The sequence below is a fragment of the Paenibacillus tyrphae genome, from assembly GCF_000722545.1.
Classification (GTDB): domain Bacteria; phylum Bacillota; class Bacilli; order Paenibacillales; family NBRC-103111; genus Paenibacillus_G; species Paenibacillus_G tyrfis.
This window is the reverse complement of sequence record NZ_JNVM01000012.1, coordinates 200,176-226,527: the sequence shown is the minus strand read 5'-3', so window position 1 is coordinate 226,527 and position 26,352 is coordinate 200,176. Positions and strand designations below refer to the sequence as shown.

28 protein-coding genes are annotated in these 26,352 nt (G+C 52.2%); 21 read left to right on the top strand and 7 right to left on the bottom strand.

What is annotated here, in order from left to right; genetic code table 11:
- The 7 genes from ET33_RS16645 to ET33_RS16615 form a co-directional block, all read left to right on the top strand.
- Window positions 1-1,018: thioesterase domain-containing protein (locus ET33_RS16645; RefSeq protein WP_235206731.1), on the top strand; the 1,018-nt coding region annotated here is incomplete at its 5' end.
- Between the two features lie 292 nt (window positions 1,019-1,310).
- A complete protein-coding gene (locus ET33_RS16640) occupies window positions 1,311-1,784 on the top strand; it encodes an SRPBCC family protein (RefSeq protein WP_051775384.1) in 474 nt (157 codons plus the stop codon).
- 203 nt (window positions 1,785-1,987) lie between these two features.
- Window positions 1,988-2,428 carry an SRPBCC family protein gene (locus ET33_RS16635; RefSeq protein ID WP_036683835.1) on the top strand — a complete coding sequence of 147 codons (441 nt, stop codon included), beginning with the start codon at window positions 1,988-1,990 and terminating at the stop codon, window positions 2,426-2,428.
- Window positions 2,429-2,469: 41 nt separating this feature from the next.
- On the top strand, window positions 2,470-3,414 hold the full coding sequence (locus tag ET33_RS16630) for an AraC family transcriptional regulator (RefSeq protein ID WP_036683832.1): 945 nt from the start codon (window positions 2,470-2,472) through the stop codon (window positions 3,412-3,414).
- Between the two features lie 14 nt (window positions 3,415-3,428).
- Window positions 3,429-3,833, top strand: a complete 405-nt coding sequence (locus ET33_RS16625) for a DUF1761 domain-containing protein (RefSeq protein WP_036683822.1) — start codon at window positions 3,429-3,431, stop codon at window positions 3,831-3,833.
- Between the two features lie 224 nt (window positions 3,834-4,057).
- The gene (locus ET33_RS16620) at window positions 4,058-4,588 is read left to right on the top strand and encodes a GNAT family N-acetyltransferase (RefSeq protein ID WP_036683947.1); all 531 of its coding nucleotides are present in this window, start codon (window positions 4,058-4,060) and stop codon (window positions 4,586-4,588) included.
- Between the two features lie 6 nt (window positions 4,589-4,594).
- A complete protein-coding gene (locus ET33_RS16615) occupies window positions 4,595-5,671 on the top strand; it encodes an ankyrin repeat domain-containing protein (protein ID WP_036683818.1) in 1,077 nt (358 codons plus the stop codon).
- A gap of 57 nt (window positions 5,672-5,728) precedes the next feature.
- Here the strand turns inward: ET33_RS16615 and ET33_RS16610 are convergent, their stop codons facing one another.
- Window positions 5,729-6,778 carry a chymotrypsin family serine protease gene (locus ET33_RS16610; protein WP_036683815.1) on the bottom strand — a complete coding sequence of 350 codons (1,050 nt, stop codon included), beginning with the start codon at window positions 6,776-6,778 and terminating at the stop codon, window positions 5,729-5,731.
- A 278-nt stretch (window positions 6,779-7,056) separates the two neighbouring features.
- Between ET33_RS16610 and ET33_RS16605 the strand changes: the two genes are divergently transcribed.
- A complete protein-coding gene (locus ET33_RS16605) occupies window positions 7,057-7,566 on the top strand; it encodes a ferritin (RefSeq protein WP_036683810.1) in 510 nt (169 codons plus the stop codon).
- Between the two features lie 74 nt (window positions 7,567-7,640).
- Here ET33_RS16605 and ET33_RS16600 read toward each other — a convergent pair whose 3' ends face one another.
- From ET33_RS16600 to ET33_RS16585, 4 genes are all read right to left on the bottom strand, one after another.
- The gene (locus ET33_RS16600) at window positions 7,641-8,201 is read right to left on the bottom strand and encodes a methylated-DNA--[protein]-cysteine S-methyltransferase (RefSeq protein WP_036683808.1); all 561 of its coding nucleotides are present in this window, start codon (window positions 8,199-8,201) and stop codon (window positions 7,641-7,643) included.
- Window positions 8,202-8,225: 24 nt separating this feature from the next.
- On the bottom strand, window positions 8,226-8,789 hold the full coding sequence (locus tag ET33_RS16595) for a bifunctional transcriptional activator/DNA repair enzyme AdaA (RefSeq protein ID WP_036683804.1): 564 nt from the start codon (window positions 8,787-8,789) through the stop codon (window positions 8,226-8,228).
- 171 nt (window positions 8,790-8,960) lie between these two features.
- A complete protein-coding gene (locus ET33_RS16590) occupies window positions 8,961-9,149 on the bottom strand; it encodes a YgaP family membrane protein (RefSeq protein ID WP_036683802.1) in 189 nt (62 codons plus the stop codon).
- Between the two features lie 126 nt (window positions 9,150-9,275).
- Window positions 9,276-9,893, bottom strand: coding sequence for a Crp/Fnr family transcriptional regulator (locus ET33_RS16585; protein ID WP_081890352.1), 618 nt, complete (start codon window positions 9,891-9,893; stop codon window positions 9,276-9,278).
- Between the two features lie 328 nt (window positions 9,894-10,221).
- Between ET33_RS16585 and ET33_RS16580 the strand changes: the two genes are divergently transcribed.
- Both ET33_RS16580 and ET33_RS16570 read left to right on the top strand, forming a co-directional pair.
- Window positions 10,222-10,638, top strand: coding sequence for a hypothetical protein (locus ET33_RS16580; protein ID WP_036683800.1), 417 nt, complete (start codon window positions 10,222-10,224; stop codon window positions 10,636-10,638).
- A 398-nt stretch (window positions 10,639-11,036) separates the two neighbouring features.
- On the top strand, window positions 11,037-11,777 hold the full coding sequence (locus ET33_RS16570) for a suppressor of fused domain protein (protein WP_036683798.1): 741 nt from the start codon (window positions 11,037-11,039) through the stop codon (window positions 11,775-11,777).
- 143 nt (window positions 11,778-11,920) lie between these two features.
- Here the strand turns inward: ET33_RS16570 and ET33_RS16565 are convergent, their stop codons facing one another.
- On the bottom strand, window positions 11,921-12,328 hold the full coding sequence (locus ET33_RS16565) for a type II toxin-antitoxin system death-on-curing family toxin (RefSeq protein WP_036683796.1): 408 nt from the start codon (window positions 12,326-12,328) through the stop codon (window positions 11,921-11,923).
- Entirely contained in the window at window positions 12,328-12,591 is a 264-nt protein-coding gene (locus ET33_RS16560; RefSeq protein WP_036683793.1) for an AbrB/MazE/SpoVT family DNA-binding domain-containing protein, read from the bottom strand. Before ET33_RS16560 ends, ET33_RS16565 begins: the two co-directional genes overlap by 1 nt.
- A 255-nt stretch (window positions 12,592-12,846) precedes the next feature.
- Here ET33_RS16560 and ET33_RS16555 point away from each other — a divergent pair, with 255 nt between their 5' ends.
- The 11 genes from ET33_RS16555 (at window position 12,847) to ET33_RS16505 (ending at window position 26,320) form a co-directional block, all read left to right on the top strand.
- Complete coding sequence (locus tag ET33_RS16555; RefSeq protein WP_036683790.1) at window positions 12,847-14,133, top strand: SPFH domain-containing protein; 1,287 nt, start codon at window positions 12,847-12,849, stop codon at window positions 14,131-14,133.
- Between the two features lie 13 nt (window positions 14,134-14,146).
- The gene (locus ET33_RS16550; RefSeq protein WP_036683786.1) at window positions 14,147-14,890 is read left to right on the top strand and encodes a hypothetical protein; all 744 of its coding nucleotides are present in this window, start codon (window positions 14,147-14,149) and stop codon (window positions 14,888-14,890) included.
- Between the two features lie 48 nt (window positions 14,891-14,938).
- Entirely contained in the window at window positions 14,939-15,727 is a 789-nt protein-coding gene (locus tag ET33_RS16545; protein ID WP_036683782.1) for a hypothetical protein, read from the top strand.
- A gap of 43 nt (window positions 15,728-15,770) precedes the next feature.
- A complete protein-coding gene (locus ET33_RS16540; protein ID WP_036683780.1) occupies window positions 15,771-16,439 on the top strand; it encodes a hypothetical protein in 669 nt (222 codons plus the stop codon).
- Window positions 16,440-16,481: 42 nt separating this feature from the next.
- A complete protein-coding gene (locus ET33_RS16535) occupies window positions 16,482-17,180 on the top strand; it encodes a hypothetical protein (protein WP_036683777.1) in 699 nt (232 codons plus the stop codon).
- A 202-nt stretch (window positions 17,181-17,382) separates the two neighbouring features.
- Window positions 17,383-18,405 carry a LacI family DNA-binding transcriptional regulator gene (locus ET33_RS16530; RefSeq protein WP_036683774.1) on the top strand — a complete coding sequence of 341 codons (1,023 nt, stop codon included), beginning with the start codon at window positions 17,383-17,385 and terminating at the stop codon, window positions 18,403-18,405.
- On the top strand, window positions 18,402-19,340 hold the full coding sequence (locus ET33_RS16525; RefSeq protein ID WP_036683772.1) for an ABC transporter permease: 939 nt from the start codon (window positions 18,402-18,404) through the stop codon (window positions 19,338-19,340). The genes ET33_RS16530 and ET33_RS16525 overlap by 4 nt, the downstream gene beginning before the upstream one ends.
- A gap of 17 nt (window positions 19,341-19,357) precedes the next feature.
- The gene (locus ET33_RS16520) at window positions 19,358-20,239 is read left to right on the top strand and encodes a carbohydrate ABC transporter permease (RefSeq protein WP_036683769.1); all 882 of its coding nucleotides are present in this window, start codon (window positions 19,358-19,360) and stop codon (window positions 20,237-20,239) included.
- A gap of 97 nt (window positions 20,240-20,336) precedes the next feature.
- Window positions 20,337-21,857: an extracellular solute-binding protein gene (locus ET33_RS16515; protein ID WP_036683760.1), complete on the top strand. Its 1,521-nt coding sequence runs from the start codon at window positions 20,337-20,339 to the stop codon at window positions 21,855-21,857.
- 29 nt (window positions 21,858-21,886) lie between these two features.
- A complete protein-coding gene (locus tag ET33_RS16510) occupies window positions 21,887-22,840 on the top strand; it encodes an acetylxylan esterase (RefSeq protein WP_036683756.1) in 954 nt (317 codons plus the stop codon).
- Window positions 22,841-22,942: 102 nt separating this feature from the next.
- Window positions 22,943-26,320 carry a GH36-type glycosyl hydrolase domain-containing protein gene (locus ET33_RS16505; RefSeq protein ID WP_036683746.1) on the top strand — a complete coding sequence of 1,126 codons (3,378 nt, stop codon included), beginning with the start codon at window positions 22,943-22,945 and terminating at the stop codon, window positions 26,318-26,320.
- Window positions 26,321-26,352 lie beyond the last annotated feature (32 nt).

Here is a 26,352-nt window from a genome sequence, read left to right as displayed (position 1 = left end):
TGCGCCGGAGGGAAGCGTGCCGGCCGGAACGGAATACGTAGCTCCGCGTACGGCTGTAGAAGCACAGTTGGTGGAAATTTGGCAGGAAGTGCTGGGAGTCGGTAAGGTCGGAATCCGGGACAACTTCTTCGAGATCGGCGGGCACTCGTTAAAGGTGCTGCAATTGCTTACCCAGGTTCATTCGGTCATAGGAGTCAATCTTCCCCTTCATACCGCGTTTAATATGCCGACCATCGAGGAAATGGGCCGTGAAATTAGTAAACACAGGTTTGAAGAAGAGTATGGCAACGATGAGAGTGAGATTATCCGTCTGAATGAGCATGGACCTGTAAATATGTTTTGCTTCCCGCCAGTATCGGGTTATAGCATTGTCTATCATGAAATGGCCAAGCAACTCGAAAATCACTGTGTGGTCTATGGCCTGGAGTTTATTGGCGACCGTTTCCATGGCGAAGAGTTGCTGACCCAGTATGTCGAATCCATTATAAATATTCAACCGAAAGGGCCTTATATACTTCTTGGCTATTCGTTGGGAGGTAATCTTGCTTTTGAGGTTGCCAAGGCCATGGAGCAGCGGGGTTATTCCGTATCGGATATTGTAATGCTCGACTCTTACAGAAGGACGGATAAAATAGAAAGGTTGCTCAAGGAGATAGACAGCGAGGTCGAGGATGCCCTGAATGAATTCTCCTACCAGCAGTCCTTATTCACACCGTCCATTCGGGAAAAAGTAAAAAATAAAATGTATGCTTACTTAACGTATAAGAATGAACTCATAAATATGGGAACCGTTCAAGCGAACATTCATGCATTAATCGCCGATGCCTCTGTTGCAGGAACCGCCGCTCTAGGGGATACCTTATTGTGGAAGTCGTCCTCATCGGCGAACTATGCGGAATATGATATTGTCGGCAACCATGATGAGTTGCTCGGCACCGGATTTATTGAGGAGAATGTCAAAGTTCTTCGGCTTATCGTAAACGGCATTATTTCCAAAACGCTCACACCAAATCCATAATCTCGGGAAAGAGCTGATGGAGAAAGCAACACTTAGGCGAGGTGCAAGGTAATAAAACTGTACCAGCCGCAGATTAAAGCCGCTATCGTTTTGATAGCGGCTCTTTTGTAATTAGGTGCAGGTTTGATCTCGGAAAAGAAGATTGGGCTAGCCCTCTCGCGGAAGAAGGCGCTATTTTTGGTGACAATCCGATGTATAGCTGCAATAGCAATCCATAAGAAACCGCTTGGCTTACTCCATGCTATAATGAGGATACAGGACGGACACCAAATAAATCGTTGGAGGAATAACTATGCCCGAAAACAATGCAGCGAGCAGCAACGCAACGAATGCAGACGAGCTTGAGCTGGCAACCACACGCATTTTCGATGCGCCGCGCGAGCTTGTTTTTAAGGCCTGGACATTGCCTGAGCACTTATCCCAGTGGTGGGGACCGAATGGCTTTACGAATACGTTTCAGGAGTTTGACCTGAGACCGGGCGGCACATGGAAGTTTATCATGCATGGACCGGATGGTACCGATTATCGGAATAAGTGCGTCTTCGTGGAGATCGTCGAATCGGAGCGGATTGTTTTGCAGCATGTATCAGGCCCTAAATTCCAAGTGACGGCTACTTTCGAGGACCTTGCCGGCAAAACGAAACTTACTTTTCGTCAGCGCTTCGAGACGGCTGTCGAATTCGAACAGGTTAAGAAATATGCCATCGAAGGAAACGAACAAAACATGGATCGCCTTGGGGCACTTCTGGCGAATATATCTGCATAGGCGAGGCGGGATCTTCCCGTTTCCACAAAAAGTAAAAGCACTAGCCAAAAGCGGCCGGTGCTTTTTTGGTATAACGGCACCTCCCAAGCTGCAAAAATATTCGTCAGCAGCTTATTCGTGGTAATATGTTTAGTGGCTAATATGGACAACCTATATTTGTTCTGTCTACGCGGTAGCGAACAATAAACTGGAAGGAGCCCGTCATGGTCGACGTTCAAACGGAAATCATCATCAACTGTCCCCGTGATCAAGTTTCAGCCTATGCGGCCGACCCGGATAAGGCTCCAGAATGGTACGTCAATATTCATTCAGCCGAATGGCAGACCCCAAAACCGCTTGCCGTCGGTTCCAAAATCGCTTTTAAAGCGCAGTTTCTAGGAAAGCAGCTTGCCTACGTCTATCAGATTGTCGAATATAAGCCGGGTCAGTTGCTTGTCATGCGCACGGCTGACGGACCTTTTCCGATGGAAACGATGTATACCTGGGAATCGGTCGGCGGCCATGCAACCCGAATGACCTTGCGAAACAGAGGGAATCCGGCCGGGTTTTCCGTGTTGTTCGCACCGTTCATGTCGTTCATGATGCGGAGAGCTAACCGGAAGGATCTGAAGAACATTAAGAAACGGCTTGAAAATCAGCCGTAAAACGAAAATCGGAATCCTCCACCTGAACAGGAGTCATTGGAATGACGGAACTTGATAAAGAACAGCGCACTCGGATCGGCAAAGTGCTGGAATATATCGAAAATCATCTGGACCAGACCTTGAACTTGGACAATCTGGCCAAAAGGTCTACTTATTCGCCCTCGCATTTTCACCGGTTGTTTACGGAGATGATAGGGGAGACGCCTGCCAATTATGTCAAACGGCGAAGACTGGAGAAAGCGGCGCATGACTTGATCTATGAGCCGAAATTAGCTGTAACGGAAATTGGGCAGCGCTATGGCTTCACTTCGCTGTCCTACTTTACGACAGCGTTTACGGAGCGGTACCAGCATAGTCCCAGAGCTTGGCGAGAAGGGGCTTATCTAGAGAAGTTCCCGAGACGCTATCTCCATAGTAAGAAATCTAAACAAAATAGTAGAAATGAGCAAGAAATGAACCCGGAAACAAGGTATACTCGATTCCAGTGGGTGGACCTGTCGAAAGTAAAGACGGAAATGTTTCCGGAGGGTCATATTGTACTCTCGCACCACTTTGGGCCTTATACGCAAGAACTCGCAGACACTTGGGAGCAAATATACCGCTGGGCGGAAGCAAGAGAATTGATCACGAAGGGTACGAGGCTGCTGGGAGTTCCGCGCAATAACCCTTATATTACGCCGCTTGATAAATGCAGGTACGATTGCTGCATTATCGTGCCTAGCGGAACACCGACAGGAAACGAAGTGGAATCAGGGAGTTTTCAAGGGGGCAAATTCGTTGTGTACGAATTTGATGAGCCAATTGAGTACAGCCGTCGGGATATTTTGATCGAATGCTATTCCGAACTGTACAGCTTCTGGCTCCCGCGCAGCGGATACCGGTATCTCGGCGACCCGGTGGAGTTGGTGCAAATCAGACCGAACTCAAGCACGCTGGATCTGGACTGCCGCATTACGGCCATTTCACTGCCCATAGAGCCAAAATAATCAGGGGGATTCTTATGACGACAGCTTTAGCAGAAATAAATTACTGGGCGGTGCTTGCAGGCGCCATTTTTTATATGGCTTTTGGGGCGCTGTATTATTCTCCGGTCCTGTTCGGCAACCATTGGATACGACTGAACCGTATCCAAGACGGGCATATGCGCAATCCGCTTATTTATGTCGCATCTACCATCGTGGCGTTTCTGAGCTCTTTCTTCATGGCGTTCCTGGTTCATGCGACGGGGGCGAGCGGTCTGGTGTCAGGTTTGATCCTGGGGCTTGTAGTTGCTGTCATCATTGCACTGGTGTATTTGAAGAACGCCGCCTTCGGTCTCATGCCGATGAAAGTTTATGCGATTGCCGTTGGGGAGCATTTGCTGTCTTTTGTCGTACTGGGTATTCTGAACAGCGTTTGGCAGTAAATAGAAGAGATAAGCAGTATGGAGCGGCGGCGAATGGCAGCCTGGCATAACCGCTGTTGTCCTCATACGAATGCTGTGACAAGGTGCCTATAAAGGCGCCTTTTTTGCGTTGATCGGGCGGAAGCCGTAGGGTTTCATTGCCAATAGGAGGGAGAGGAGCTATAATAGACCAAATTGTGAATGATATGTGGGAGAGTTCGATGCTGAAGACGGGAGGGATTTGGATGAACAAGGTCCGGTTAGTCAGACCTTCTATGGAATATCGTGAGCCATACTTGTCGTTCTACGCAGACTGGATAAGCAGCGGGGAACCGATAGTCCCTTGGGTTGTCGGTCAAGCTCCCGACGATTTCGAAGCGATGCTGGAGTTCCTGTATGCGGAAGACAGCGAGGAGAAATTAAGCAATCCTCACTGGGTACCTCATTCGACCTATTGGTTGCTTAACGAAGAGAACCTTGTCGTAGGTGCGGTTAACATTCGTCATCGCTTAAACGAAAAGCTCCTGAACAGCGGCGGCCATATCGGTTATGGCATACGCCCCGGCTATAGGCGCAAGGGCTATGCGAGCGCCTTGCTGGCCCAGACGCTGCAAATCACCAAAGCGATGGGATTGGACCAAGTGCTGTTGGTCTGTGACAAGGACAACCTCGGCTCGGAGAAGACGATATTGAAACATGGCGGCAGGTTTGAATCGGAATTTACGGAAGACGACGGCAGTATCGTCAAGAGGTTTTGGATTCGATTGGGAGGCTAGGCTATCATGACCGAAGTTGAAAAAGAAGTTGTCAGCTGCATCCAAAGCAACGATACGGACGGGGTCGTGGTCGCTTTGGAAAAGCACGGATTACTGGAAGGGAGCACGCTTCCCGTCCATATTTTAAACCAGGCGTTGGAGTACAAGCGGCTGGCCTTGGCCCGGCTTTTATTGGACAAGTACGTACTCGATCATTTGAACGATGAGAAGCACCCTGTGATGCCTCACGCCGCTAGGTATGGAACGCGCGATCTATTTGAAAGATTGTTACAAGCGGGCGCTGATCTAAATGCTATTAACCATGTTCAGAATTCCGCTGTGGGAAGGGCCCTTGCCTTCGGCAATCACAAGGGAGTGCGTGCTTTACTCGAATTGGGTTTCGATATGAGAACCTACGCAGGCGGGGACGCCCTTCGTAAAGCCGCAGGGTCCGGAAAATTCGAATTCGTCAAATTATTCGTGGAGCATGGAGCCGATGTCAACTTTAACGGTCGCAGTCAGGTGTTTCCGTATTGTACGACCCCCGTCCAGATGGCCGCTTCGATCAACCATTTTGAAATCGTAAAGTACTTAATTGAACATGGCGCCGACGTCACGATTAAGGACAAGAACGGCGACCGGGCTTATTCTTATGCCAAACAGAATAACTATACGGAGCTGATGGCGTACATCAAGCAATTCGAACCTCCGATTTGGCATGAGATGGATAGCCGGGTAAAGGAGCTTAAGCGACTGGGCTTGCCGGCTGATATTATCAAATGGCTTGGGATCGAGAATCGAAGGATTGATCTTACGGACTCGAAAACAACCGAATACATTGAATTCGAAACGATATTTGACGTCAGAGTGCTGGAGTGGAGAGGCAGGCAATTCATCGATCTGGTCAAAGACATTGAAAATTACTCCAATACGGGCTTTATTGTGTGGGTAAAAGACAAAAAATGTCTGGGCAGCCTCGATGTCGAGCATGACGAGTTGATTTTGCTGCCGGGTCTGAAGTGGAAAGCTTTCCTGGCTAAGGCAGCCGGCATTATTGACGATATTTTGGATGGAAACTTATCGGGAGAGCCGTTCGAGGATTAAAACAAAAAGCACTGGCCATGGCGCTCAGTGCTTTTTACGTTATGGAGCTGCGGCCTGTTAGGTTCTTACAGCTTTTTTGGGCTTGATTCGGGCAAGCACTTCTGCAGGCAGCTTACGGACATAGGCGCGGGAGGCTTTCACGGCTTGGATCTGCTTTACTCTGCCTGCGCCGCTCGCCAGAGCCACCTTCGTTCCGAATGCCTGCATCGCCCAATGGACGGGAAAGGCAATGGAAAGACGGCCGTCCGACGTGCCCGCAAAATTGATGGCCGCGGCGTAATGGTCCGAGCGTCTGAGCCATACCGATCCGGAATCGCCGGCCAGCGAAATAGGGGTAGTTCCTCGGATCACCGTTTGATTTTTGAAGTTAAGAACCCCCAGACTGCCGCCGTAGTCGATTTGTATATCGGTGTCGATCGACTCCACCCTTCCGTTCACCAAGCCTGTCGTGCGTCCCACTTTCTTTAATTGCTCTCCCACCCGATACGACGTCACATAGCCGGGAATGGCTCCGACCGTCGGATAGTCCGGATTAAGCAGACGGTTGTTGGTAGGGACGGAGAGCGCCGCGTCGATAAAATTATCTTTGTTTTTCTTCAGCTTTATATAGCTGTATAAACGGCCGATGCGGTCCGTGACGGAACGGCCTCCGTCGGCGCCGCCGGGCTGAATCGTTTCCGTAGCGCGGTTCGCATTGTTTGGATTCAGCACATGGTTATTGCTCAGCAAATAACGGCTTGCGGCCTTGGAATTGTTTGTCACAATAAGGCCTGCACTGCCCGACTCCACCGGAGTACCGACACTGTAGCCGGGAGGTACGGGACGAATCCGGCGGGTGTAGTTCGCGTGTGCCCGCATTTTTCCCGTTTTGACGACGCGGATTGGGACGGCGGCTCCTTTGCCCTTCGCTTTGGCGGAAAACATTGCGGGAATCAGACCCAGGTTTGCGGAAGAAACCTTATCCGTATAGACGATGACGGCTGCGCCCTTTTTTGGATTCGCAGGATCTTTGTAGCCTATTCCAACCCCGTGAATACCCGATTTTTTCAATATGTGTGGGGCCATCTTTCTTTTCATTCGCAGTGCAGCCTTAAACGTAGCCACAATATCCTCCCCTTTTCGCAGGATAAGATATTGTATGGTTTTGCTGCCGATTGTTACGGGCGTTTATGGAGATGCAGTATTTTGATTGATGGAGAAAAGAATCGCCGTATCGTTGGTGCGTGATTTGGGGACACTATTTTGTGGAATAAGGTGTGCCAGAAATTGCTTTACATTTGGAAAGAGTTACAACATACTAAGAACAGGTGTGGGAAGTAATTTCTTTTTTTCACCTACTATAGAGGGAAAACCTCGGATAGACTGCGAACAAGGGGCGTGACCTGATGCTAAGTGAGAACCTGCTCGCCAAGCTGAACGAACAAATGAACTACGAATTTTATTCCTCCCAAGTATATCTGGCTATGGCCGGATACTGCTCGTCGGAAAGCTTCGACGGTTTTGCGAACTTTTTTATCGTACAAGCCGAGGAAGAAAAATTTCATGCCATGAAAATTTTTCACTTCATTAACACGCTGGGCAAGCGTGCCCATGTCAGTGGAATGGAGGATCCGCAAAACCAATATACCTCGCTGCTGGATGCTTTTGAACATGCGTTTGCTCACGAGCAAACCGTGACTAAACGCATCTATGAGCTGTCGGATATTGCATGGAACGAGCGCGAGCACGCGACGATCAACTTCTTGAAGTGGTTCATCGATGAACAGGTCGAAGAGGAAGCTACGTTCGACAGCATCATTCAGAAGCTTCGCCGCATCGATAACGACAGCAATGCGTTCTATATGCTCGATGCCCAATTGGCGCAGCGTACCTTCACGCCGCCAACTGAATCATAGATCGGAAACGGAAACTGCTCCTCCAAGCTATCAAGCTATGGGGAGCAGTTTTTTTGCGCGGATTCGCAATCAAGTCAAAACTGAAATCGGGCATGTCCCTCAAGCGTAAAATCTTCGAAGCCTTCCAGCCGGAGCAGCTCTTGCTTCACCTGCAGACCGCCCCGGAACCCCGTGAGCGCGGAGTTTTTGCCGATCACGCGATGGCAAGGAACGACGATGGGGATCGGGTTGGCACCGTTCGCCGTGCCTACGGCCCGGACGGCCGCCGGACTGCCCACCTCCCCGGCAATGTCCGAGTAGCTGCGGGTTTCGCCATAGGGAATGCGGGTTAGCGCCTGCCAGACGGCGGTTTGGAACTTTGTACCCCGCATGTCGAGGGGAAGGTCGAACGTTTGGCGGGCCCCTTCCAAATATTCCTTCAGCTGCCCGACGTATTCGGATAACGGCTCTTGATCGTTCGTCAGCACGGCGCCCGGAATATATTTAACCACCCATGTAGTTAAGGTGTCGAATGATTCATTAGGCCAAGTAATCCGGCATAAGCCCTGCTTCGTAGCGGCCAGATAGAGCGGCCTGTCCCCGAACTTGGGATGACGGATGGCCGTCCAATACACCTCGGTCGTTGTTTTTTCCATAAGTATGCCTCCTTCTTGACCGGCTTAACGGGTGCCGGCGGTTTCCCGGTATTCCATCGGCGTACAGCCGACCGTCTTGTGAAATACGGATGTAAAGTGGGACGGGCTGCGGAAACCGACTTCTGCCGCGATATCCGTTATCGGCTGCTCGCTTGCGGCAAGCAGCCGCTGTGCTTCTTCCATACGGATATGGAGCAGCTGCTTCGAGGGAGTCGTTCCGGTAACCCGCTTAAACACGCGCTGCAAGTGGTAGGGGCTCATTTTGAGCTCCGCTCCTATGTCGCCAAGCGTCAAAGGCTCGGAGTAGCGCCGCTTGATCAATTCATTCACGGCATGAGCGATTTGCGCATCCGGTCCATGCTCGCCCGGCTGTTCCGGACGGCACCTTTTGCATGCCCGGAATCCCGCTTGCAGCGCTTCTTCGATACTGCCATATATTTTAACGTTTTCCGGCTTCGGAATGCGGGAGCGGCACGAAGGCCGGCAAAAGATTCCCGTCGATGTGATTCCGATATAGTACCGCCCGTCGTAGCGGGTGTCGCGCTGCAAAATCGTCTCGTACACCGACTGAAATAGTGCGTCGTTCATATTGGGGCCTCCCCTCTGCCACTCATTATAAACCGAAGTCGCGCGTTCTGATAATAGAGCAAGAATAGGACAGCAATAATTCGATAGTGTAAGCGGGGGCACGGTGGGAACGCAAAACGGCCCTCCGAAAGCGGTAGGAGCGCTCCGGGCGGCCGCGGATGAAGCTGGAAGTCAAAGCTTGCATGAATTGATGCCGAGCAAACGGTTCATGAGACATTTTTGCGTAAGGGCCGTGTAGAGCAGAGGAATCCCGATCAAGCCGATATACTTGCTTCCTCCTTCCAGCAAGAATAAAAGCGAGAGCAGCGCCAGTCCTGCGACAATCCGGAATACCAAGTCAAAGCCGCCTACATTTTTCATCGTGATCCCTCCGCTAAAATAATGGTTTGCATCTCTTATTGTAGCGGACGGTTCCCATTCGTTATGTGACTAAGTCACATAACGGGTTTTCACTTGTTCAAGCGCGGCTCGCCGAATATCTTGAATTCATCCCCGGCCTAAGACAAGCCACCCTTCCTTTTCGAACTCCTTCAGCTTCCGGCTGATGACTTCTCTTGCAGTGCCTAGCTCGACGGCGATTTCATCATGCGTGATACGCAGCGTAGTTGAGGTTCCGGGCGTCTTTTGCAGGAGAAAGTCGGCGATGCGGTATTCCATCGGCTTAAAGGCGACATCGTCGATCAGGGTGGTGACGATGGACATCCGCTGCGTGAACATTCGGTAAATGTATTGGCGGAGCGGCTTATACTTCTCGATCCACTGCTTGTACACGTCAATGGGGAGGATGAACAGCTCCGAGGGAGTCTCGACCGATGCGGACGCTTCATATTCCATTTCGCCCAAAATGCTGGCCATCATCAAGACGCAGCATTCACCTCCCCGAACACGGTATAGCGTAATTTCTCTTCCCGTCTCGCTAACTTTGTAGACGCGAATGCTGCCGTCCAGCGTGAATATCGCGTGCTCCAGCAGCCGTCCTTGGCGGATGGCTTGGCTTACAGGAACGCGAGTAACGGCGATGTCCGGATGCTGCCAATCTTCCGGCTCGACGGATTCAAAACAGCGGAATCGCTCGATAATCCGGCGAATATGCTCGGGTAACACGACGATGTCTCTCCTCTCTGGTGGTAATGCGGTTACTTTCAGCATAGCGGATAGATCGGATAAAAGTAAACGAAGCTTAAGACATATGTTTGTTGGGCTGTTTCTTGAGGCACTTGGAGTATATAAAAAAAGCCTCTCACCGGGTAGGGCTGACTAAACCGCTGTGTCAATTTTCCATTTCTGATGGTCGCCGTCGTTATAAGTCGTTATGTTCTTTTTTCCTAAAATGTATGAATAAATGGCAAGCTTACTGGATATGAATGTACATAGAGTACATTATGTACATTTTGAAAAACAATTGTTATAATGGAGGTGAGGAGGGATATTCATGCAAACGTTGCTTAATGCTACCGAGGTACGAGCAAATTTTGGCGGTTTCATTGATTCCGTTGTGCGAGAAAAACCCCAAGCCGTGAAGCGTAATCGAGATGTAATCTTGGCTTTCTCTAAGCAACAGATGAAGGAACTATTATCCGCTTATGAATTGACTTTTGAATACGAGCAAGATGAAGATGGTGTATATGCCGGTTCTATAGAACAAATTGAAGATATCGTTGCCGATGCTGAAACACTCGAAGGACTGCGATTCGAGCTGGCGAGACAATTAGTCGAGTATGCAATTGATTATGAAGCTAACTATTCCCGCTATTACAACAGTCCAAACCGCCATAAACATGCACCATATGTTTTACGTGTAATATTAGAAGACGATATTGAATCTGTAGCAAGAATGTTCCATGCCTAGCTGGAGCGATTTGGAGAGTTTTTAAAGTGGGACGGTTGGTTATTGATTCGACAAAATGGCAGGGATAAAATTTATGAAAAGACTTTGCCTGGCGGGGAAGTGCTGAGGACCGCTGTGTCCAAAGGAACCGGGGAGATCAGCAAAGGTTTGTTCAACCGGATTTTGAAACAACAGCTTAAGGTAGATAAAGCGTACTTTAATTCGAAAAAATAGGAAACACGGGTCTTGGGATAAGGAGTTCAACCCTCTGAAAAAAGAGGAATGGACTCCTTTTTCGTTTGCAGCCAACATTTTATCGGCTGTCCCTCTATTCAATCTCCTCATGATTCTGTCGATAATAAGAGAAGTGGTGCAGGTTGGAAAAAAAGGGAACGAATCGAGAGCAGAGGTGCATTTCTTTGGTCAAGCCTTCGGATTATTCGGAATCGGGCAACCGGATTTATACGTATGAGGATAAGGAACGCAGTTATATGCCGCCCAACTATGGTGAGGAAGGTTGGAGCGAGAAGATCGAACGGCATTTCGAGACATACATCGGCGAGATCGACAACGTATTTCATGAAATTATTTCCGACATCGTCCATATCGACGTTTATCATATTAAGCCGACGCAGGAACGGAACTACCACACGTTGTTTACGACGGGGATGAGCTATTTGCCGATGAACGTTCCCGAAGGTATCGAGGGTTACAATTATGCGGAACTGATGATTTGTTTGCCGCCCGAATGGCCGATCACGCAGGAAGCCTTCGCCGACGAGGATCATTATTGGCCGGTCCGTTGGCTCAAGATGCTGGCCAGGCTTCCTCATGAGTACGAGACGTGGCTAGGTCACGGACATACGGTGCCTAACGGCGATCCCGCGCGTCCTTTGTCGGACCAGACGAAATTGAACGGAGTCATTTTGCTGCCGCCCATCATGGTACATCCCGATTTTCTGACGCTGGAGATGGACTCGGAGAGAACGATCCGGTTCTACTCCATTGTCCCCTTGTATCAGGAAGAGATGGAATTCAAATTGAAATACGGCTGCAATGATTTGACCGATAAATTCGACAAATACGGCATCAACGAAATCGTCCGGCTGAACCGGAAAAATGTGTGCCGGTCGTCGGTTATTCCATTCCGGAGAAGATAGGTTCAGAAGCGAAAAGGCGGGCTGAATCTACGATTCATTACGGTATATCGCTTAAATAGCAGCAATGCCGATTGAGCGGAAGCTGCAGTTGTTGACAAATGAGCTGAGAACCGTGGTCCTCGGCCCATTTTCTTTTAAATATGTTACTCCGAATCAATAACCACAGCATGCTGCTCGATAATTTCGACCAGCTCTTCAAAAGAGAACTTATGATTCACCATATCCACAGTAAAATCTTCTGCCTTCTTAACATCCATCACAAACCGATGGCCGTTATACCGAAGGAAAATGACTAAAGCGGTAAATGCCGTTCGTTTGTTTGCATTTTGAAAAGGATGATTTTGCCCCAAAGATTCGAAAAGGGAAGCTGCTTTATCGAATAGGGTCCTATAAGCATCTTTTCCAAACGCAGAAGACTGAGGACGCAGAACGGCTGACTCCAACAAGCTGTTGCTTTTTACTCCGATATGCTCCCCCAGACTATATTTTTGAATAACGGCTACGTTTACGGCGATGACCTCTTGAATGGTTAAATAACGAACGTGAGCCATTATCTATCTTTTAACCCTCTCAGTGTTTCATCATACTCCTCCATGACTTGCGAAAGGGTATCTATAAAATCCGGACTTATTCCTGTGGGCAGGGAAACTTTGTTTGCTTTTCGTATGACGATCTCCCCGTCTTGTTCCCGCACATTGATCTGTACCGAATCACCGAGTTCCACTCCGATTCGTTTGAAGGCCTCCGTCATTGTGATGCCTAAGCTGTTGCCGAATTTGGCGACTTTTCGCTCCATCCTAACCACCTTGCTCATCTCATCATTCTCCTTATTAATATGTCAAACTGTTATAACAATTATACGGCGCGTATGTATTTTTTGAAAATAGGACTTCTCGACATCCTCCCCGACAAAACCACTCCAAGTCTTGCCGCCTCTTGTAGAAATCTAGCAAAAATGTCTGTTATAACGCATCAAATGGAAAATTTTGAGTCCAAAAAGGGCTAATTTCGTAGTATATTAATGTAAAAGGATTTCACGTGAGACCAGCATATGGAAAGGGGTACCTAGATGGCAATTATAGAAGTAGTCAAATTCGACGGGCCGCCCGATTTATTGGTATGGAAATATCCGAACCAGGAACTAGGCACATGGACTCAACTGATCGTCAATGAAACCCAGGAAGCGCTGTTGTTCAAAGGCGGGGAGGCGCTTGACCTGCTCGGTCCCGGCCGGCATACGCTATCGACGCAAAATATTCCGGTTCTTTCCTCCGTCGTCAATTTGCCTTTTGGCGGCAAGTCGCCGTTTACGGCGGAAATTTGGTTCGTGAACAAGCTGCACAAGCTGGACTTGAAATGGGGGACGCCGACTCCGATTCAACTGCAGGAGCCCAAATACCACATGATGGTATCGGTCCGGGCGTTCGGTCAGCTAGGCATCCAGATCGAAGACACGCGCAAGTTTCTGCTTAAGCTGGTCGGAACGCTTCCGGCGGTCGATCAAGCGGCGCTTGGCAAATATTTTCGCAGCATCTTGATGATGAACATCAAAGAGCTCATCTCCGCTTATCTGGTACATAAAAAAATTAGCATTCTGGAAATCAACGCTTATATCTCCGAAATCTCCAAACATATGGAAAGTCGAATCGTTTCGATTTTTCAAGAGTACGGAATTCGCCTAGTCGGCTTCCAGATCGATTCCATCAATCTGCCCGAGGAAGATCCGGCCACGAAGCGGTTAAAGGAAGCGCTGGCGAAAAAAGCGGAAATGGACATTCTTGGCTTCTCCTACCAGCAGGAAAGAACCTTCAATACGCTGGAAAGCGCGGCGAAGAACGAAGGGAATTCATCGGCCTTCTTGGGAGCGGGCATCGGTCTGGGGCTCGGTCAAGGCGTCGGTATGACGATTGGCGATTCGTTTTCGCGGTTGACGGGACATATGGATGTGTCTACTCCCGTTCAGACTTGTTCGAATTGCAGCATGAGCAATGCGCATGATTCCAGCTTTTGCAGAGGGTGCGGACATTCGCTCAAGCAGGGAGCTGCTTCCTCGGACGTTGCCTGCCAAGCATGTGGACATTCCCTTCCGGCGGGATCGAAGTTTTGCCCGAACTGCGGCGATAAGTACCATCCTTGTCCACGCTGCCAAGCGGATAACCCGGAACAAGCGCTTCATTGCGCGAAATGCGGGGAGTCGCTGGGCGCTCCTTGTCCTCAATGCGCGACGATGGTGGAAGCGGGGGCGAAGTTTTGTCCGGAGTGCGGCAAGAGTATGGTGCTCACTTGCAGTCAGTGTCAGCAGGTCGTACAGCCGGGGCAAAAGTTTTGTTTTGAATGCGGGAATAAGTTAGGGTGAAAAGGAGCTTGAGATGAATATGAATCGTTTGCCTGCCGTGGCCGCCAAATTGATGTTCGGCCTCATTGTCTTGGTAACCGTAGCTGCCTTTTTCTTATGCAGTGTGGAGGATTGGGGAACAGGGCACTGGTGGACTTCCTTGATCTCCATCGTTCTTGCGGAAGCGGCATGTTATTACTGCGCTGTACCCGAAGTGAAGCAAAACCGTCGTGGAGACGGGCTTCCCGCCTCCTTGACCTTCGTTACGATATCGGTGTTGTATGGAGCTGCCGCTATTTTTCATACGGCATTCTTCTGGCTCACCTTGCGGATTTCCCTGACCTCTTACGTGGTGATTGAAGTCATCACCGCCGCGGTCTGGGCGATCGGGATGGGGCTTGCCTATCATTTTACGAATTATGTGCGGAATCAAGAGGACGATCAAAGGGCACAGATGCAGTTGATGAAGCAGATGAAGCTGGCTCTCGACTCGGTGAGCTATGCGCTGGAAGAAGAGGAAATCGAGGAACGGGAAGCGTTGAATGCGGGAGTGCGGGAGCTGATCGAAAAAGTGAAGTACAGCGACCCGGTTTCCCATCCTTCGATGATCCATATGGAGGAGAACTTGCTGTGGCAGATCAAGGAATTGGAGCGCTGCGTCCGCGGGCTCAGTGATCAGGCGGGAGAGACGGGCAAGGTCGAGATGTCCCGCAAGCTTCTGCGCGATATCTCCGCCGACCTGGGCCGCAGAAACAGCCAGCTGATCACGTTGAAATGAGGTCGGCACGGTGCATCAGAGCAATATAGAAGAGATGAGGGAACACGCTTGGAATTTGACGATAGACCTGCTATAAAAGGCGGCTGGATCCTACTGGCGTTCCTCTTGTTTTTTCCAGCGGGTCTCATTTTGGTGGCTATCCGACTGTGGAAGCATCGCGAGCTGAGTTATCAAAAAGTATTGGATTTGAAAAACGCCGGGGCAACATTATTTACTTTATTTGGGTTATCTGTATTTCCGCTTTACTTTACCCTGTCCTTCGCCGTCCAAGAGAAGAAGATGGGGGGGCTCTATTTGTCTTGTATCGCCGTTATCTTGTTTCTGCTGCTGCCGGGGCTGTTCATGCTGTGGAAGAGCGGACAGAAACGCAAGCAGCTTTTTGCCCTGTACGATCATTATCGTCATATCGTCGCAACAGAAGGAATTACTTCGATCCAGACGATCGTGGAGATGACCAAGCAGAGGCCGGCGGTCGTTGCCAACGATTTGAGACGCCTGATCTATCTTGGCGCGTTCCAGGATGCTTTTGTCGATATGCATTCAATGACCATCGTTATGAAGCGGACTGCAGAACCGCCGGAAAGGGATTTCTCCTCAAAACGCGCTGCAGCAATGAAGGAATTGGAAGATTTGGCAAAAGACGTTGATCTCAAAGATATGTTCGATTTACTCATAAACGGGCACATCGAAACGACCTCGTCGTCCAAAACGGTGGAGAAGCTGCAGCCGAAGACAGTGGAGTGTCCCGGCTGCGGTTCGTCGACCTTGCTGCAGCCCGGCGAAAGCAAGGCGTGTCAGTATTGCGATTCCCCTCTAACGTATCCGAAGAGCGGATAGAAGGCAGGTATTCAGCACATCAAGAGGGGAGGCGGAAAGCGAATTGGATATGGATAAACCGGCGATAAACGGCGTGCTAGTGGTACTGGCTTTGGTTCTCTTTTTCCCGGCCGGTATCATTCTGTTCGTTATCCGTGTACGGAAGCATCGGAACTTGAGCTATCAAAAAATATATGATTGGGCAGTTGCGGGCACGGCGTTTTTGATTATGTTTCCTTTGATGTGCTTAATCTTCACGAATGAAATCAATCAACTATTTTTTCTTCTTCCGGGTGTATTCCTGTTAGGGATAAGCCAGTGGCAGCGAAAGCGGCTCAATGACCGGTACATGCTTTATCGCAATATCATCATGGAGCAAGGGATCAAATCCATTCTCGGCATCGAGAAATTAATCAACCAGCGCCGGGTCGTGGTGATCAACGATTTGAAACGCATGATCGGTCGCGGCATGATTCCGCATGCTTCCATAAATATGTATTCGTTGACCCTTATTTTCCATCAGAAAGGTTTTGTTGCCCGCGAGGGTACTGGCGATGGGAACGACGACGGCCACATTCAAGAATGGAACGAGCCGATGCCTGTATACAAACCGTCGGAAAAACGATTGCCCAAGTCGGTTGAGTGCCATGGCTGCGGTTCGTCTACAATAGTGCGGCCTGGCGAGAGCAAAGCTTGTCCTTATTGTGATTCCTTGCTAAGTTACCCGCAGTAAAAATAGGCATGTCGAAGTATATATAGAGATGAGGGAGCCTTCTTGAATTATGATCGTCCAGCCATAAGCGGCGTTGCGATAGCGCTGGGATTTATTTTCTTTTTTCCGATCGGCATCGTTTTGCTGGCTATCCGGCTATGGAAGCACCGCGATTTGAGCTACCAGAAAGTCATTGACTGGAAAAACGCCGGCACGACGTTTCTTATTATTTTTATCCCGTTTCTAATTTCGTTCTTGTCTCACTTGGCCGCAGGGAGCGATATTCAGTATTGGGTGATGGTGTGGGTTGTCCTCCTTGACTTGATTCCCGGCATATACATGCTGTGGAAGAGCGGGCAGCGGCGCAAGCAGCTTTTTGCCAGATATGACCACTACCGTCATCTCGTTTTGGTGCAGGGAGTGACTTCCGTCCAAGCCTTGGCGGAGACGACGAACCAGCGGCCGGCCGTGGTGGTCAACGACTTGCAGCGCATGATTTATCTTGGCGTGTTCCAGGACGCTTTCATCGATATGTACTCGATGTCCATTGTCTTCAATCAATGGGCCCCTGGGGCCTCGATGGTGAATGTCAACGTGTCCGTGAACGGAGATAGCTTCGTGCCGCAGCAGAGCAGGCCGCAGCCCCAAATGCCCAAGACCGTTGAATGCCCCGGTTGTGGATCGTCCGCTCTGCTGCAGCCCGGCGAGAATAAAACATGCCCTTATTGCGATTCTCCTCTGGCCTACCCGCAGCACGGATAGGAGCAAGCCAATATACGCAAAACGAGCACTAGAGCATCGGCCTGAAGACCGGTGCTTTTTTTCTTGGCCGGGGCCGCCTCCGACGCCTAACAGGTTCTGTGACGCTTTTATGACCCGCATTGACCAAACCTTCCTCGGGAGCTATAATAAAAACAAATCGAAACGTTTCGATAAATTTCGAATAGCTTTATCGGGGGGAACTATGGTTACGATTAAAGACGTTGCAAAGCATGCGGGAGTGGCGCTTTCGACCGCATCCTACGCACTCAGCGGAAGCGATAAAGTAAGTCCGAAAACCCGCGAATTGGTACTACAGGCAGCCAAGGAGCTGAATTACCAAAAGAACGGCTTCGCGATGGATCTCAAGCGCAAGTCGACGAAGACGATTCTGCTCATTTTAAGCGACCTGTCGGGTCCTTATTACTCCGAGCTGATCCGCGGGACGCAGGAAGTCACGCTGTCCAACGGCTTCGATCTGATTGCGTGCAGTTCGGTCGGCGGGGCCGACTCGACAGCGTATAAATTTTTGCAGGAGCGAAGAGTGGACGGCGCGATCGTGCTCGACCCGAACATCAGCGAGCATCTGCTGCGCGAATCGGCCCGGGAAGGCTGCCCGATCGTCGTGATGGACCGCTATGTCGAAGGCGATTTCATCATGAATGTGGCAGCGGATAACGTTCAGGGCGGATACGAAGCGACCCGTTATCTCATGGAGAAGGGACACCGCGATATCGCCTGGATTGGGGGACCGAGCAATTCGCTGGGCAGCCAGCACCGTAAAGAAGGCTATTTGAAAGCGCTGCAAGAAGAAGGAATCGCCAATACGAAATGGATGCTGGTCGGCAATTTCACGGAAGAGGGCGGCTATCATTCGACCAAGGTGCTGCTCATGCAGGAAGAGCGTCCTACCGCGATCTTCTACGGCAACGACGAAATGGCGATCGGCGGCTACAAGGCGCTTTGCGAATTCGGCCTGAGCGTACCGGGGGACGTATCGATCGTCGGCTTCGACGATATTCAGGTGGCGGAATACTTGTCTCCTCCCTTAACGACAGTCCGGCAGCCCAAGTACGAAATGGGCACCATGGCTGCGCATCTTGTGTTCCAGGCGATGGGCGGCGAATACGTCAACAAGTCGTATAAATTAAAAATCGAGCTGATCGAGCGCCTGTCCTGCCAGCCTCCTCGGCTTGCTCCGAATCGCGGGAAGGGGATGGAGACTTGAGATCGTCAGTCGGGAACGTTTCGCTTACGAGAAAAATATTTACGCACTGGGAGCTTTACCTGCTCTTGCTCCCGGGCGTGCTGTACTTCCTGATTTTCAAGTATGTGCCGATGTTCGGGATCGTCATGGCCTTTCAAGAATACAGTCCGTTTCTCGGCGTGACGGGCAGCGAGTGGGTCGGCTTCCGGCACTTCGTCGATTTGTTCCAATACGACCAGTTTTGGCGGCTGCTGCGCAACACGCTGCTGATCAGCTTTTATAATATCGTGTTTTACTTCCCGGCTCCGATCATCGTGGCGCTGCTGCTCAATGAACTGGTGCGGGAATGGTTCAAGCGCACGATCCAGACGATCGTCTACCTGCCGCATTTTATTTCCTGGGTCGTGGTCGGCTCGATCACGTATATCCTGCTCAATACCGAAACCGGTTTGGTGAACCAGCTCATCGTCTCGTTCGGCGGCGAAGCGCATAACTTTCTGGCTGACCCGGATTCGTTCCGGACGATGATTGTGCTCCAGAACATTTGGAAGGAAGTCGGGTGGGGGACCATTATCTTTTTGGCAGCGCTTTCCGGCGTGGACACGCAGCTGTACGAAGCGGCGACCGTCGACGGCGCGAACCGCTGGCACAAGCTGTGGCATGTAACGCTGCCCGCGCTGCGCAGCACGATTCTGATTTTGCTCATACTTCGGCTCGGCAACGTGTTGGATGTCGGCTTCGAGCAAATTTTCCTGATGCTTAACGATCTGGTGTACCCGGTCGGCGACGTGTTCGAGACGTTTGTCTACCGCGAAGGCATCGGGGGCGCAGGTCTCGGCGGCGGCCGGTTCAGCTTCGGTGTCGCGGTCGGTTTGTTTAAATCGGTCGTCGGTCTGATCTTGGTGCTTGGCGCGAATCGACTGGCCAAAAAATTCGGCGAAGAAGGCGTGTTCTAGGGGGAGGGACTTGCACAATGAACAGTAGAGCAACCTGGACGGACCGGGTCGCCGACGCGGCGATCGCACTTGTGCTCATCGCGCTCGCGCTCAGCTCGTTATTTCCATTCGTGTATATCTTGGCGACGTCGTTATCGCCGATGGAGCAGGTGCTGCGCGGCGGGATCATTTTATGGCCGGATCGGTTTTCGTTCGATGCGTACAGCACGATTTTGGGCAACACCAATTTTGTACGGTCGCTATACATCACGGCGGTGACAACGATCGGAGGAACGTTCGTCAATCTGGCCCTGACGACCTTCATGGCGTATCCGCTTTCCAAGAAGACGCTGCCCGGCCGAGAAACGGTGCTGCTGCTCGTGACGATTACGATCCTGTTCAGCGGCGGCATGATTCCGACGTATATCGTCGTCAACAAGCTCGGCCTGCTGGACAGCGTGTGGTCGCTCATTTTGCCCGGCGCGATCAGCGCGTTCAACCTCATTATTCTGAAAAACTTCTTCCAGGGCATTCCTTCCGAGCTGGAGGAGGCCGGAAAAATCGACGGGTGCCGCACCTTCGGCCTGCTGTTCCGGATCGTGCTTCCGCTGTCCATGCCGGCGCTGGCAACGTTTACGCTCTTCTATGCGGTCGGCAACTGGAACCAGTTTTTCAACGCGGTCCTCTACATCACGAAGCCGGAGCTGTGGACCGTGCAGGTGTTCTTGAGGCAAATGATTTTTCAGGGCTCGACGCAGGATGTCATGGGGCAATCGGGCTTCTCGGGGGGGCAGGACATTCTTCCGGTCACGATTCAGATGGCGGCGATTGTCGTCTCGACGCTCCCGATTCTGGTGGTGTATCCGTTTCTGCAAAAGCATTTTGCCAAAGGCGTGCTTCTCGGCTCCGTGAAGGGCTGAGCGGCATCGGCGGTTGGGTTCACGAGCGGCGCTATCGGCGCGGTTCTGACCATATAGTTATGGCGATTATGAATACATAAAACGGAGGGGTTCACACATGAAAGTATCGGGAAAACGGTGGAAACAAATCTCGTCCTTGGCCCTTGTTACAGCTTTGGTTGCGGTGACCGGCTGCGGCGATAAATCGGGCGGTACGGGGAAAGAAGGCGCAGCATCCGGGGATTCCGGGAAAAAGCAGAAGATCAGCATGATGTACCCGCTGTACGGCAATCCTCCGCAAAAGACGGAAGTGTGGAAAAAGATGGAGGAAGCGGTTGGCATCGAATACGAGTCGATGGCGATTCCTTCGGCGCAATATCCGGAAAAGTTGAAAGCGTCCATTGCCGCTAACAGTCTGCCGGACATTACGCATTACATGTCCTTCCCGGACCCGAACTTTACGCAATATGCGAAGCAAGGGGCTTTCCTGCAGCTCGACGACTATATTAAAGATACGAAAAATCTGAAAAACTTGCCGCAGTCGCTGTGGGATTTCATCAAAATCGACGGCAAAACGTACGGAATCCCGCGTCCGGCACAGATGGAGCGGGCCGTCGTGATCCGCAAGGATTGGTTGGATAACCTCGGCTTGCCGATTCCGAAGACGCTGGACGAGTTTTACGATACGGCGGTGAAATTCGCCAAAAACGACCCCGACAAGAACGGCAAAGAGGATACGGTCGGCATCGTGCTGAACCAGACGCTCGGCTATCACCTGGACCCGGTCTTCATGGCGTTCGATACCGGCAACGGCTGGCGCAAAATGGAGGACGGTACGTTGATGAACTCGTCCGTTACACCACAGCGCAAGGAAGCGCTGATGTGGCTGGCGAAGCTGTACAAAGACGGTGGCATCGATAAAAACTTCACGGTGATGAAAGACAACCAGATGTGGGAGACGCTGGAAAGCGGCAAGGCCGGGATGTTCTTCGGCGCCCAGACGAGCGACTACAGCCGTTTTGTGACGAACCTGAAGAAGGTCGATCCGAAGGCCGAGCTGATTATGATCGCTCCGCCGGTAGGCAAGGACGGCAAAACCGGCTTTCCGGACGGCGTAGGCATGTTCGGACAGTTCGTGCTGCCGGCCAACATCTCCAAGGAAAAGGCGAAAAAAGCGATCGAGCTGCTCGATTGGCAAGCCGGGCAGGAAGCCCATATGCTTCGCAAGCTGGGCGTCGAAGGCGTTCACCATAAGAAAAATGCTGATGGCACCATCGAGATGATTGGCGATAAGTATGCTCAGGACGGCATCGCCTATCTGATCTGGAACGTGCCGAACGATCCGCTCGTCTCCGTTCCGCTGAGTGCGCCGAAGAACATTCAGGAAGCGGTGAAGAACAACTTGACGGTTGTGTCCAAGCTTGGCGTGGTCAGCCCGGCCGTCGCTTATATGCCGTCGACCAACGTTTCGAAAAACTTCGCCGACCTGGATCAACTGGTGCGCGGGCTTTCTGTAAAGATGGTTATCGGCGAAGCGACCGACAAGGATTTCGACAAGTTCGCCGCAGAGTGGAACAAGCGGGGCGGCGAAGCTTGGACGAAGGAAGTCAACGAATGGTATAAGCAGCAGAAAAAATAATTTTTAGCGATAAGGCGAGGCGGTAGCGCATGAACGCAGTTCAAAAACGGATCGAAGAGCTTCACCGGTATGCGCCCGAGTCGACCGCTCCGGCCGACCTGGAGGCATTCTGGAGCCGGACGCTGGCCGATGTGATTGACAAGCCGGTTCAAGCGCAGCGGTCGCGGCAGGAAACGCCATTCCCGTATATGGACACATACGATGTCACGTACCAAGGGTTCGCCGATACGCCGATCAAAGGGTGGTACCTGCTTCCGAAGTTTCCGGTACGGGAGAAGCTGCCGTGCGTCGTCTTGTTTCACGGATATACGGGAGGCCGGGGGTATCCCGAGCAGTATGCCTCCTGGCTGCTGATGGGAATGGCGGTATTCGCTGTCGATATCCGCGGACAAGGCGGCGAGACGGGCAACCGGCTGGCCAATACGTACGGGATGACGAAAGGCTGGATCACGCAGGGCATTTTGGATAAGGAGACCTGCTACTATAAGGCCATTGCCGTCGACACGCTGCGAGCCGTCGAATGGGTGGCGGCACAACCGGAGATCGACCGCAGCCGCATCGTCGTGGCTGGCGACAGCCAGGGAGGCGGCTTGTCGCTGCTGGTCTCCGCCTTGAGCGACAAGCCGGCGCTGTCCATCGCGAATATTCCGAATATGTGCCATATGGACTTTGGCATTCTGAATTCGGTCAGCTCGCTCTCCGAAGCGGCGGAATTCGTGAGCCGGTTCCCGGAGCATCTGGACAAGGTCATGGAGACGCTCAGCTATTTCGACATCATGAACTTGGCGGAGCGCATCCGGATTCCGGTGCTCGTCTCGGTCGGCTTGAAGGACACCGTATGCTTGCCGGAAACCGTGTTCGCGGCGTACAACCGGATCAGATCGACAAAGGAAATCGGAGTGCATCCGTTTACGGGACATGCGACGGGCGGCTATCAGAACCGCCGCACGGTCGAATTTATCCGAAAGCATCTTTCCTTTTAACGCGGGTTGCGGGTTAAAACTGATTTCGAAAAAGGACCGCTGGAGCGATGGTGTCCGGCGGTTTTTTTCACCCATATATAAACAGAAAATGGAGTGGAGACGATGACCATGCTGAGCACGTCCCGGTTTAGGGCGGAAGCAGGAAATTTACGGTTTACCTTCTTGAACAGCGGCGATCTGTACGAAGCGGCCTGCCAAGAAACGATGATCAATCAATGGCTGTCCAACCCGGTGACGGGATCGTTGAATAATTTGTATTTGCGGCAGCATCGGGCCTCCGGCATAGAAGCGACGCCTTTGCTTGGCGTTCATTCTGCAAGCCGTGTGCGCCAGGCGGACGGCGGTCAGGTCGTCTGGGAAGGCGAAGCCGGCGCGCTTCGCTATGAAGTGACCTTTCGCTTAACGGCGCGCGGGATATGGTTCTGGGATGTTGCCGTGTACGGGCAGGAGGCGGAAGTCGACGTCGTCTACGGACAGGACGTTGGGATCGCCCATCCGGGCGCCGTCCGCAGCAACGAGGCTTACTTGTCCCAATATATCGATCACGCGGTATTCGAGGATGCGCAGAAGGGGTATGTCGTCTGTTCCCGGCAAAATCAGCCGCAGCAGGGGAAATTTCCTTACCTTCAGCAGGGCTGCCTGACGAAAGCAGCCGGTTACTCGACGGACGGTTTTCAATTTTTCGGCTTGTCCTACAAGGAAACGAACGAGCCGGAGGCTTTGACCAAGGCTTCGCTGGCTAACGAAGTATACCAATACGAATTTGCGTATATCGCGCTGCAATCCCAACGGGTCAAGCTGGCCGGCGAAGCGAGATTCGTATTCTACGGCTTGTTCCGGGACAACCACCCGGAGGCGGTGGCCGCTCTGGAATACGAAGCCGATATACAGGACGCTTGGCGCGAGGCTCGGGAGCAGGAGTCCCCAGCCTTGGTACCGTCCTCCTCCGGCTCTTGGCAAGCGAAGATCAGCGCGGCTTCTCAGATCGGAGCGCCGCTGCGTACCTTCTCCATGACGCGGCAGGAAATCGAAGACCTGTTCCCGAGCCGCCAGCAAGAGGAGTGGGACAGAGAGGAACTGCTATCCTTCTTCACCGATACCCACGAGCATGTCGTGCTGAAGGAAAAAGAGCTGCGCATGGAGCGTCCGCACGGACATATCCTCATGACCGGGAACAACGACCGGATGAACGAGCGGGTCATCACGACGACCTCGTACATGTACGGGATGTTCAACGCGCAGCTGGTGATCGGCAATACGTCCTTCAACAAAATGCTGACTAACGCCCGCAATGCGCTGAACGTACCGAAGACGTCGGGGCAGCGCATGTACGTCGAGCTGGACGGGCAGTACCGGCTGCTGGCGATGCCGTCCATGTTCGAGATGGGCTTCAACTTTGCCCGCTGGTATTACAAGACGGCGGACGAGCTGTTTGTGATCACGAGCTATACGACCGTGGATACGCCGGAGGTCGTGCTGCACGTTCGTTCGGCCAGCGGCAAGCCTTACCGCTTCCTGCTCTCGAATCAGGTGACGATGAACGCGGCCGAATACGAGCTGCCGTTCCGCATGGAGCAGCAGGACGACGGCCGGACGCTCGCTTTCTATGCTGACGCCCAGTCGCTCAGCACCCGCGCTTATCCGAGCCTCTGCTACCGCATGAGGGTGGAAGGCGCCGACATGCAGACGGGAGACGAACGGCTGCTGGCCCCGAACGCGGAGCCGGGCTCGGCTTCGCTGGTCGTCCTCGCACTCGGCGCAAGCAGCGAATGGACCGTCACGGTGCAGGGCTTGCTGCACGGGGAAGAGCTGCCGTTTGCCGAAAGGGATGCCGATGCGGAAATCGGGCGGTACCGCGAGTTTTACCGCACGGTCATGAACGGCTTCCGCTTGACCCTGCGCGGTGAATGGCCGGACGAGCTGAATAAGCTTAATACGCTCGCATGGTGGTATACGCACAATATGCTGGTTCACTTCTCGGTGCCGCACGGCCTGGAGCAGTATGGCGGGGCGGCATGGGGGACGCGCGACGTGTGCCAAGGGCCGACAGAATACTTTTTGGCGACACAAAAATACGACGTGGTGCGTGATATTCTGACCACCGTGTATTCGCATCAATACGAGGACGACGGGAACTGGCCGCAATGGTTCATGTTCGACCGGTACGCCTTCATCCAGCAGGAAGAAAGCCATGGCGATATTATTGTCTGGCCGCTCAAGGTGCTGAGCGATTATTTGACGGCGACCGGGGATACTTCCATTCTGGAGGTGCGGCTGCCTTATACGAAGCGGGGCGTCTTTACGTTCACGGAAGAGACCGAGACAGTGCTGGAGCATGCCAAAAAGCAGCTTGATTATATCAAGCGGCACTTTCTGCACGGCACGCACTTGTCTTCGTACGGCGACGGGGATTGGGATGATACGCTCCAACCGGCGAACGCCCAATTGAAACGCTATTTGATCAGCAGTTGGACCGTAGCCTTGACGTATCAAGTATTCAGTCAGCTCGCCGCGGCCTTGGCGGAAGCGGACGCGGAGACGGCGGCCGAGCTGGAACGGCTTGGCGACGGCATCCGGGAGGACTTTAACCGGTATATGCTGCAATCCGACGTTATTCCCGGATTCGTGTACATGGAGAAGCCGGGCGAAGCCGAGCTGATGCTGCATCCGTCGGATACGCAAACCGGCATCCGCTACCGGCTGCTGCCGATGACGCGCAGCATGATCGGCGAGCTGCTGACGCAGGAGCAGGCGGAGGCCCATTACCGGATCATCAAGGAGAAGCTGTTCTATCCGGACGGCGTCCGGCTGATGAATCGTCCGGCGAATTATACCGGGGGCGTCAGCAAGCAGTTCAAGCGGGCCGAGCAGGCGGCTAACGTAGGCAGGGAAATCGGCCTGCAGTACGTTCACGCCCATATCCGTTTTATCGAGGCGATGGCCAAGCTTGGCAAACCGGACGAGGTGTGGAGGGGGCTGGCCACGATTAACCCGGTCGGTCTGCGAAGCGTCGTGCCGAACGCGGAGCTTCGGCAAAGCAACGCCTACTTCAGCAGCTCTGACGCGAAGTTCAGCACCCGCTACGAGGCGCAGGAGCGCTTTGACGAATTGCGCGACGGTTCGGTGCCGGTGAAGGGCGGCTGGAGAATTTACTCCAGCGGTCCGGGAATTTATATGAACCAGCTGATTGCCAATGCCTTGGGGATTCGTATGATCGAGGGCGACTTGATTATCGATCCGGTGCTGCCGACGTCGCTCGACGGGCTGCAGTTTGAATTCGAGGTGATGGGAGCTCCGGTCACATTCGTGTATCGTCTGACCGGTCAAGGGCAAGGCCTGAGCAGGGTAACGATGAACGGCCGCGAGCTGCCGGCGAAGTCCGTCGCCAACCGGTACCGCGAAGGAGGCGTGCGTATCGGAAAGCAGGAGTTTGCGGGCAATCGGTCGGAAGCCGGCAATGTGATCGAGATTTTCATGTAATAAAGGGAGGGGCTAGCTTCTCAGCACCGACC

Excerpts from the sequence above, each read along its gene's own strand:
- ET33_RS16550 (WP_036683786.1), top strand. The coding sequence starts at position 14,147 with ATGAATATGAATCGTTTGCCTGCCGTGGCCGCCAAATTGATGTTCGGC.
- ET33_RS16635 (WP_036683835.1), top strand. The coding sequence starts at position 1,988 with ATGGTCGACGTTCAAACGGAAATCATCATCAACTGTCCCCGTGATCAA.
- ET33_RS16620 (WP_036683947.1), top strand. The coding sequence starts at position 4,058 with ATGAACAAGGTCCGGTTAGTCAGACCTTCTATGGAATATCGTGAGCCA.
- ET33_RS16515 (WP_036683760.1), top strand. The coding sequence starts at position 20,337 with ATGAAAGTATCGGGAAAACGGTGGAAACAAATCTCGTCCTTGGCCCTT.
- ET33_RS16520 (WP_036683769.1), top strand. The coding sequence starts at position 19,358 with ATGAACAGTAGAGCAACCTGGACGGACCGGGTCGCCGACGCGGCGATC.
- ET33_RS16605 (WP_036683810.1), top strand. The coding sequence starts at position 7,057 with ATGCTAAGTGAGAACCTGCTCGCCAAGCTGAACGAACAAATGAACTAC.
- ET33_RS16615 (WP_036683818.1), top strand. The coding sequence starts at position 4,595 with ATGACCGAAGTTGAAAAAGAAGTTGTCAGCTGCATCCAAAGCAACGAT.
- ET33_RS16505 (WP_036683746.1), top strand. The coding sequence starts at position 22,943 with ATGACCATGCTGAGCACGTCCCGGTTTAGGGCGGAAGCAGGAAATTTA.
- ET33_RS16640 (WP_051775384.1), top strand. The coding sequence starts at position 1,311 with ATGCCCGAAAACAATGCAGCGAGCAGCAACGCAACGAATGCAGACGAG.
- ET33_RS16595 (WP_036683804.1), bottom strand. The coding sequence starts at position 8,789 with ATGAACGACGCACTATTTCAGTCGGTGTACGAGACGATTTTGCAGCGC.
- ET33_RS16530 (WP_036683774.1), top strand. The coding sequence starts at position 17,383 with ATGGTTACGATTAAAGACGTTGCAAAGCATGCGGGAGTGGCGCTTTCG.
- ET33_RS16565 (WP_036683796.1), bottom strand. The coding sequence starts at position 12,328 with ATGGCTCACGTTCGTTATTTAACCATTCAAGAGGTCATCGCCGTAAAC.
- ET33_RS16555 (WP_036683790.1), top strand. The coding sequence starts at position 12,847 with ATGGCAATTATAGAAGTAGTCAAATTCGACGGGCCGCCCGATTTATTG.
- ET33_RS16600 (WP_036683808.1), bottom strand. The coding sequence starts at position 8,201 with ATGGAAAAAACAACGACCGAGGTGTATTGGACGGCCATCCGTCATCCC.
- ET33_RS16580 (WP_036683800.1), top strand. The coding sequence starts at position 10,222 with ATGCAAACGTTGCTTAATGCTACCGAGGTACGAGCAAATTTTGGCGGT.
- ET33_RS16590 (WP_036683802.1), bottom strand. The coding sequence starts at position 9,149 with ATGAAAAATGTAGGCGGCTTTGACTTGGTATTCCGGATTGTCGCAGGA.
- ET33_RS16630 (WP_036683832.1), top strand. The coding sequence starts at position 2,470 with ATGACGGAACTTGATAAAGAACAGCGCACTCGGATCGGCAAAGTGCTG.
- ET33_RS16625 (WP_036683822.1), top strand. The coding sequence starts at position 3,429 with ATGACGACAGCTTTAGCAGAAATAAATTACTGGGCGGTGCTTGCAGGC.
- ET33_RS16510 (WP_036683756.1), top strand. The coding sequence starts at position 21,887 with ATGAACGCAGTTCAAAAACGGATCGAAGAGCTTCACCGGTATGCGCCC.
- ET33_RS16560 (WP_036683793.1), bottom strand. The coding sequence starts at position 12,591 with ATGAGCAAGGTGGTTAGGATGGAGCGAAAAGTCGCCAAATTCGGCAAC.